The following is a 5,293-nucleotide window of genomic DNA, read 5'->3' as shown; positions in this document are numbered from 1 at the left end:
TTTTGACGATAGGTGTGAATTTTTCGGATGGGTCTATGTATGGATTTGCAGGTCTGGATCTGAGCTCTGGTATAGAGCTTGGGGTGGCGAGCATAGGATATACGGCGAAAGCTGGAGTGCAGGTAGACAAGCATGGTACGTATGGGACAGCCTCGGGGAGCGTGTATGCGTCTGCGCTTGGGGCGGTGGCGTCCTTCGGGGCGCATTACGCGTCGCTGGATGGGAGAGTAAATGTGGGCGGGGGATTTGATTATAATCTTGATCTAGGAGATTTGACGCCGGAAAAGAAACCAGTAGCGCAAGAACAGGATATGACGCTGGTGGAACCGACAATGGTGTTTGATAGGGATTCTAGTACATTAACTATGTATGACGATTCTGGTAATCAGGTTGGGCAGTGGGAAGCTTACAATAACGCATCTGGGTATAGTAATTCTGTAGATCAACTTAATGGTAATTCATATGCTCCGAATAATGAGAAAAATAAGCCTCATTCATTAGGCAACCCGATATATGCTGGAAAAGATATTAACTCGAGTATAGGGTATGCATTTATTCCAATTAATATTTCATCAAGAGAAGGTATTGGAATTCATGCCGGAAGAGCTAATCTCGGAACTAATTATTGGACAAATGGTTGTATAAGGACAAGTGACATGTCATTGAAACAGATTATTTCTGTGATGAGCACATATAAGGTAAAAACAATAGAAATCAGAGGGAGTTATTCTCTTCATTTATAACTATAACGAAAGATAAAGGAGAAAGAAAGGTGAGTAAAAATATAATACTTGTAATGACAATTTGTGTGTTCTTAACAATTGGTTGTGCCAATAATGTAAATAATTATAATAAGCTGTTATTTGAAAATAATATTTTGTATTTCCAAAATAAGATAGGTAAATTTATAATAACCGACGAGGCCCACCAACCTGATTATGATGTAAGTAATAATATAGTTGTATATGCATCAAACAAGAACGGTAAATTATATTTGTACAATCATCTAGATAAAAAAGTGAAATTGCTTAATTCGCCAGCTGGATACTATTGCAGTAGTCCAAAAATATATAATGATGAAGTGTTTTATACTGTACTTGAAAAACCAGAACTATTTTACTGGCCAAGTGATCCTTATCCGTCATATTTGTATGTAACGAATATAAAAACAAACTCAATACAACCAATAATCTATGAACATATTGATATGTATTCTTTGCAGGAATATAAAAATTTGTTCATATTGAAAGACATGGAATTCGGAAATCTTGGGTTGCTTTTATTTGACCCAAATACCAAAAGATATATCAAAATATATGATGGATTACCGAATGATAAATATATAGTTAAGGGCAATAAGATTTTTTCTATAAATCAAAAAGAAATAGTTAGTAATTTGGATTACTGGGCTGAAAAGATAGAAAAACAATGACGAATGAGATTATAGAAATAGCGGAAATTATGGCCAACCATATGCAACTGAAATATTTGTGCATAGAGGAGTTGCTCCAGACAGGAAAGGATCTGCCGTTCAGACACCCCACGGCCGCAGCGCCCGGCGCAGGACATCCCCGCCCTGCAGATAAGCCAGCAGCACGCCATAATTGGTGATCGGCACGCCGACGGTTTCAAGATCGCGCAGACGCGCCTGCAGTTTTTGCGCGGAGATCATGCAGCCGCCGCAGTGAATGATCAGTTTGTAGCGCGCCAGGTTTTTATTATCCTGAAACTCGCGGCCAAAATTATGCTCCAAAATCACACCCGGATATTTTTGGGCAAAATAATTGGGCAGCTGCACTGTGCCGATATCCTCGCCAACACGCGAGTGATTGCAGGCCTCGACGATCAACGCTTTGTCACCGGGGCGCAAAGTCTCCAGCGCCCGCACACCGTCGACAAATTTCGGCAAACGGCCGCGGCTGAAATAGTTTATCATTGCTATAGAAAAGGTCGTCAGCTCAATATCCGCCGGACACCATTTGGCCATGATGTCCAGCGCCTGCGAATCGGTGATCAGCGCCCGCGGTTTTTTTGAAAAATTATTTAAGAAATTTTCAAAACGTTTTTTTTCGTTCGCGGCGCGGCTACCGAGCGTAGTATCCTGCGGATACGCTGGCGAGGTGCGCGCCGCAGCCAGATCCAGACGGAATGAAACCGGATAAGCCCAATGCCGCGTAATGTATTCTTCGGCCATGGCCTGCGGGCGCAGATAGCGGCCGGACGGTGTCTCAGCGTCCATGGGAATTATCAGCGCATAATATTCGTCTTTTTGCACAAAAGGCAGTAAGTCCCGCTGGGTGTTTTTCGGAAGATAATTTTGCAAAATAAAATCCAGCAGTCCGGCGCGGGCGGACAGGTCATTGGCGCGTAGAGTAATCCGCGGGTAAAAACGTAGCAGATCTATTTTTTCGGCCACGCCCGCTGTTTTATTTTTGTCCGTGTCCCGAAATATATTGTAGACGGCCAAAAGCTGCTTATCTAATTCACGCGCTTTTTCCAGCAGCTCTTTTTCCACCGCCAGATTTTCCGCCGCGGGATCGATGAGCAAGAGCGCCAGATCACATTCCTGCAGGGCGTTGAAAGTTTTCCGGCGTTTTTTTTCGCCCAGCGCGCCATTCTCGTCCCAGCCGGCCGTGTCAAATAATTTCACCGGCCCCAGACCGTGCAGCTCCAGCAGCGCGGTCTGCGTGTCGGCCGTCGTGCCCGGCGCCGCGTCCACAATAGAGGTTTCCTGCTGAGTCAGGAGATTCATCAGCGAGCTTTTGCCGGCATTCATCTTGCCGAAAATGCCGACCTGCTCTCTTTCCACCAAAATCGTCATGGCCGCAATTATAGCGTATTGTGTTAAAATAGGCTTATGCAGGAAATTTTGGCCAGACAGTTTTACGGCAACACCCTCGGCGCCTATATTTGGTTTGCGGCAGGCCTGGCGCTATCCGTGTTCTTTATCTGGTGCTGCAAACAATTTATTCTGAATTCCTGTGAAAAATGGAGCCAAAAACACGCCGTTTTTCTGCAGGATCTTCTTTTTGAAAACATTGAAAAAAACCTCCTTGTGCCGGCTTATTTTCTGGCTTTTTGGCTCAATTTTCAGCAGCTGCTCGTGTCCGTCGTCGCGCTGAAATTCATCAATGTGGCGGCCAAAATCCTTTTCGCCTATTACGGCATTCGTTTTCTGACCAATTTTATCCCGCCGCTGGTCGAGCACGGCCTCGGCAAAAAAAATAATCTCAATAGCAAGCAGACCGCGACCGTGATCAAAATTCTGCTGCAAATCCTGATCTGGACTTTGACGCTGATCCTCCTGCTGGACAATCTGGGCATACGCGTTTCCGCGCTGGTCACGGGCTTAGGCATCGGCGGCGTGGCCATCGCGCTAGCTTCACAGTCCATACTCGGCGATCTGTTCAGCTACTTTATTATCTTTTTTGACCGGCCGTTCGAGTTGGGCGACTACATTGTCATTGGTGAATTCCGCGGCACGGTGGAAAACATCGGCGTCAAGACCACGCGGCTGCGCAGCCTCGACGGCGAAGAATTGGTTTTTTCCAACACCGACCTGACCGGCTCGCGCGTGCGCAATTACAAACGCATGAATCTGCGGCGCATAGTTTTTCGGCTCAATCTGCCGCAGCAAATGCCGCTGGAAAAACTCCAGGAAATTCCGCGGCTGCTGGAAACCATTATCCGCGAGCAGCAGCAGGCCAGTTTTGACCGCGCGCACTTTGCGGAATTCGGCGCGTCGGCGCTGATCTTTGAGGTGGTTTACTATGTCTTAAGCAACGACTACAATCGTTATATGGACATTCAGCAGGCGATCAATTTTCGGATCAAGGAAGAGTTCGCCAAAAGGAATGTTGAGCTGGCCTATCCAGCGCAAACTATTCTACTGCAAAAGGAGGGCTGACCATGGCTGCTAACAATCCGCGATCATCTATTCTGACCTGGCTGCGATGGCTGTTCGAGTTTATCGCGGCGCATAAATACTGGGTCATGCTGGCGGTTTTGTGCCTGGCCGCGCGCGTGCTGGCGCCGACGACTTTTTGGATCGGCGCGGTGGCGCTTTTCCTCTATCTGCTAATGCATCCGTTCACGGAATACCTCTACGGCAAAATCCATTCCCGCCGGCTAGCCGCGCTCTTGAGCATAGTTCTGCTGACCGCCGCGCTGATCTTTGTCATCTCGCTGGTCGTGCCGGCGCTGATCATGCAGACTTTCGAATTGCTTAAAAATTCGCAAAACATCAACGCCCAGATCAGCATGCTGACCGGTGAGCTGCAAAATAAATTTCAGCAGTTCCAGGAATTGCTGCCCGCGCAGGCGCAGGATTCGATACGCGAAAACATCAGCCAGTATTTGGTGCTGGGGAGCAACAGCATTTTAGGATTCTTCAAAGACATCGTTAATTCGCTGTCACGCACGATCACTTCGGTGCTACAATTTTTGGTCGCTTATGTGCTGCTGATCTACATGCTGTTTGACACCAAGCCGGTGGAAAAATTTAAAGCGTCGCTCCTGCGCGAAGCCAGCAGTAAAGAGAAAAAAACCCTGACCATGATCTACAAAATCATCACCGGCTATTTCGTCGGACAAGTGCTGCTTTCGGTGATCAGTTCGCTGGCCGTGTGGATTTTTTATCTGCTGATCGGCCTCAAATTTCCCCTGCTGCTGGCGCTGTGGAACGGTTTTATGCAATTTATTCCGTTTTTCGGGCCGGTTTTGGCGGCTCTACCGGCCGTAATGGTCTCTTTTCCAGACCAGTTGTATTTGGCGCTGCCGATCGTGATCTTTTTTTGCATCATGCAGGCCATACTCGCCAATATTATCGCGCCGCAAATTTTAAGCAAAAGCACACGCCTTTCACCGCTCATGGTTTTTTTGGTCATGCTGCTGGGCACGGAGATCTGGGGCATTTGGGGCATGATCTTTTCTCTGCCGGTGGCGTCGATCCTGATCCTCTGCTGGCGAATGTATATCGGCAGCAAATTTGCCCGGCTTTAAAAAAAGCGCGAATTTATAATATAAGTCAGTTTGTGTATTTTTTATCCGATGTAAGTTCTGCGTTGCTTACTAACTTTTAATTAGTAAAATCTTTTCCTGTAATTCTTAATCCGCACACCTTTTCTACCGGCAAAACTTTTTATCAGTATCCAGTTTGTATAACATTTCCAGCGGTGTTATTTTTATTTTCGCAGTTGTTGTATAATTTCAATTGACTTTCGGAGGAGTGGCAGAGTGGTCGATTGCGGCGGTCTTGAAAACCGTTGTGCCCTCGCGGGTACCGTGGGTTCAA

Annotated in this window: 5 protein-coding genes; 4 read left to right on the top strand and 1 reads right to left on the bottom strand. The window is 46.6% G+C overall.

The annotated features are described in order from the left end of the window. Both LBJ25_06845 and LBJ25_06840 read left to right on the top strand, forming a co-directional pair. Positions 1-743 (top strand): hypothetical protein (locus tag LBJ25_06845; protein MDR1453670.1); only part of this gene is annotated, 743 nt, incomplete at its 5' end. A gap of 29 nt (positions 744-772) precedes the next feature. Beyond that, positions 773-1,432, top strand: a complete 660-nt coding sequence (locus tag LBJ25_06840; protein ID MDR1453669.1) for a hypothetical protein — start codon at positions 773-775, stop codon at positions 1,430-1,432. 99 nt (positions 1,433-1,531) lie between these two features. Here the strand turns inward: LBJ25_06840 and LBJ25_06835 are convergent, their stop codons facing one another. Further along, the gene (locus LBJ25_06835; GenBank protein ID MDR1453668.1) at positions 1,532-2,821 is read right to left on the bottom strand and encodes a 50S ribosome-binding GTPase; all 1,290 of its coding nucleotides are present in this window, start codon (positions 2,819-2,821) and stop codon (positions 1,532-1,534) included. 36 nt (positions 2,822-2,857) lie between these two features. Between LBJ25_06835 and LBJ25_06830 the strand changes: the two genes are divergently transcribed. Next, positions 2,858-3,907 (top strand): mechanosensitive ion channel family protein, encoded by a 1,050-nt coding sequence (locus tag LBJ25_06830; GenBank protein ID MDR1453667.1) that lies wholly within the window; start codon positions 2,858-2,860, stop codon positions 3,905-3,907. 2 nt (positions 3,908-3,909) lie between these two features. Then, entirely contained in the window at positions 3,910-5,001 is a 1,092-nt protein-coding gene (locus LBJ25_06825; GenBank protein ID MDR1453666.1) for an AI-2E family transporter, read from the top strand. Positions 5,002-5,293 lie beyond the last annotated feature (292 nt).

The organism is Candidatus Margulisiibacteriota bacterium (genome assembly GCA_031268855.1).
Classification (GTDB): domain Bacteria; phylum Margulisbacteria; class Termititenacia; order Termititenacales; family Termititenacaceae; genus Termititenax.
Note: the sequence above shows the minus strand (reverse complement) of the source record. Positions and strands in the feature narration are given on the sequence as shown.